Below are 2365 nucleotides of genomic sequence, written 5' to 3' on the forward strand. Positions count from 1 at the left end.
GTGCCGACCATGAGGGCGGTGGGGGTGGCGAGGCCGAGGGCGCAGGGGCAGGCGATGATCAGGACGGCGACGGCGGCGGTGAAGGCCTGGGTGGGGTTGTCGGTGGTGAGGAGCCAGGTGGTGAGGGTGGTGAGGGCGAGCAGGATGACGGTGGGGACGAAGACGGCGGAGATGCGGTCGGCGAGGCGTTGGGCGGCGGCTTTGCCGTTCTGGGCGTCTTCGACGAGGGTGGCGATGCGGGCGAGTTGGGTGTCGGCGCCGACGTGGGTGGCTTCGACGACGAGGCGGCCGCCGGCGTTGAGGGTGGCGCCGGTGACGGTGTCGCCGACGGTGACCTCGACCGGGACGGACTCGCCGGTGAGCATCGAGGCGTCCACCGCGGAGGAGCCCTCGACCACGGTGCCGTCCGTCGCGATCTTCTCCCCCGGACGCACCACGAACCGCATCCCGGGAGCGAGTTCGGCGATCGGGAGGCGAACCTCGACGCCGCCGCGCAGCACGGTGACGTCCTTGGCGCCGAGCTCCAGCAGTGCCGTCAGCGCGGCGCCGGCGGTCCGCTTGGCGCGCGCCTCGAAGTAGCGGCCGGCCAGCACGAACGCGACGATGCCGGCCGCCGCCTCCAGGTAGATGTCGGCCGAGCCGTCACCGCGGGCGAGGCTGAACTCGAAGGCGTGCCGCATGCCCGGCATCCCCGCATGCCCGAGGAACAGGGCCCAGAGCGACCAGCCGAAGGCGGCCAGCGTGCCGAGCGAGACCAGGGTGTCCATGGTCGCGGCGCCGTGCTTCAGGTTGGTCCAGGCGGCCCGGTGGAAGGGCCAGGCCGCGTAGGTGACGACCGGCGCCGCGAGGGTGAGCGAGAGCCACTGCCAGTTGTCGAACTGCAGGGCCGGCACCATGGCCATCGCGATCACCGGCACCGCCAGGGCCAGCGCGGTGGCCAACCGCTGCCGCAGTGGGGCGAGTTCGTCCGGTCCGGCACCGGCCTCCGCCCCCTGTGCACCGGCCTCCGCCGGCCGCGCGGCCGGCGCCCGCGCGGTGTCGGGGGCCGGGAGGGCCGCAGTGTAGCCGGTGGCCTCGACGGTGGCGACCAGGTCCGCGATCCGGACGCCGTCGGCCACGACCGCCCGGGCCTTCCCGGTCGCGTAGTTGACCGTGGCCTCGACCCCCTCCATCCGGTTGAGCTTCTTCTCGATCCGGGCCGCGCAGGACGCGCAGGTCATGCCGCCGATCCGGAGGTCCACCTCCGTGGAGGCGGGTGCCTGAGTGGTCATCTGGGCTCCTCGTGGTGCGTCGTCGGTGGCGCCCTCGGCGCGACCGTCTTGCGGGTGCTGCGGGGGCGGGCCCTCGGGACCGCCCCCGTTGGTACCCCCCAGGGGTACCGGTCCGGTCAGATCCGGCCGGCCAGCGCGTAGCCCGCGCCGTCGATCGCCGCACGCAGCACCTCGTCGTCCGGCTCGGCCTCGGACACGACGGTGACCAGGCCGGCCTCGACGTCCACCTCGACGGCGGTGACGCCTGGCAGGCCCGTCACCGCCCGGCCGACGGCCTGCTCGCAGTGGCCGCAGGTCAGGCCGGTGACCGCGTAGGCCGTGGTCACGGCGCCGATGGTGGCGACGGTCGTGGCGCCGGTGGAGCAGGTGCCGGTGGTGGAGCAGCAGGACATGGTTTCCTCCGGTGCGGTCGGCGAGCCTTCGTGATGCCCGCGGCTCGATACCCCCCAGGGGTATCGCTTGGGCATGACTCCATTAGTACCCCCGGGGGGTATCCAGCGCAACCCTTGGCGCGCACCGGTCGGCCCCGACGCGCGCCACTCGCCGGATCGACGGACCTGGCAGGATGGGGGCATGGAACGTGTGCTGGGAGTGGGCGGGTACTTCATGCGGGCCACCGACCCGGTGGCGCTGGGCGCCTGGTACCGCGATTGCCTCGGTCTGGACGCCGACGAGCACGGCCTGTGGCAGCAGGAAGCCGGGCCGACGGTGTTCGCGGCCTTCGAGTCCGGAACGGACTACTTCGGCTCCCCCGCGCAGCGGACGATGCTCAACTTCCGCGTCCGCGACCTGGCGGCGATGCTCGCGCAACTCCGCGCCAAGGGCGCGGACGTGGCCGAGGAGACCCAGGACATGGCGGGCGTCGGCCGGTTCGGCTGGGTCACCGACCCCGAGGGCAACCGCATCGAACTGTGGCAGCCCAGCTGACGGCCCCGCCGCGCGGGCGGTGACCACCGGCCGGGCGCGTCACGGGCCCGGCCGGGGTTCGTCCCGGCCCCACCGCCGCCGGCCCCCGGTCCATCGTGGCGGGGGCCGGCGGGCGGGTCAGGAGGAGCGGCGGGGGCGGCCCCGGCGGGGCGCGCCGGCCTTGCCGG

General features: G+C 74.5%; 3 protein-coding genes. 1 reads left to right on the forward strand and 2 read right to left on the reverse strand.

All coding sequences use genetic code 11. The annotated features are described in order from the left end of the window. Both ACFWA9_RS39010 and ACFWA9_RS39015 read right to left on the reverse strand, forming a co-directional pair. Nucleotides 1-1271, reverse strand: a 1271-nt coding sequence (locus ACFWA9_RS39010; protein WP_380394316.1) for a heavy metal translocating P-type ATPase, incomplete at its 3' end; no start/stop codon positions are given. A 116-nt stretch (nt 1272-1387) separates the two neighbouring features. After that, entirely contained in the window at nt 1388-1663 is a 276-nt protein-coding gene (locus ACFWA9_RS39015) for a heavy-metal-associated domain-containing protein (protein WP_380394319.1), read from the reverse strand. 181 nt (nt 1664-1844) lie between these two features. Between ACFWA9_RS39015 and ACFWA9_RS39020 the strand changes: the two genes are divergently transcribed. After that, nucleotides 1845-2198: a VOC family protein gene (locus ACFWA9_RS39020; protein WP_352290856.1), complete on the forward strand. Its 354-nt coding sequence runs from the start codon at nt 1845-1847 to the stop codon at nt 2196-2198. Nucleotides 2199-2365 lie beyond the last annotated feature (167 nt).

It is taken from the genome of Kitasatospora sp. NPDC059973, from assembly GCF_042737525.1.
GTDB lineage: Bacteria > Actinomycetota > Actinomycetes > Streptomycetales > Streptomycetaceae > Kitasatospora.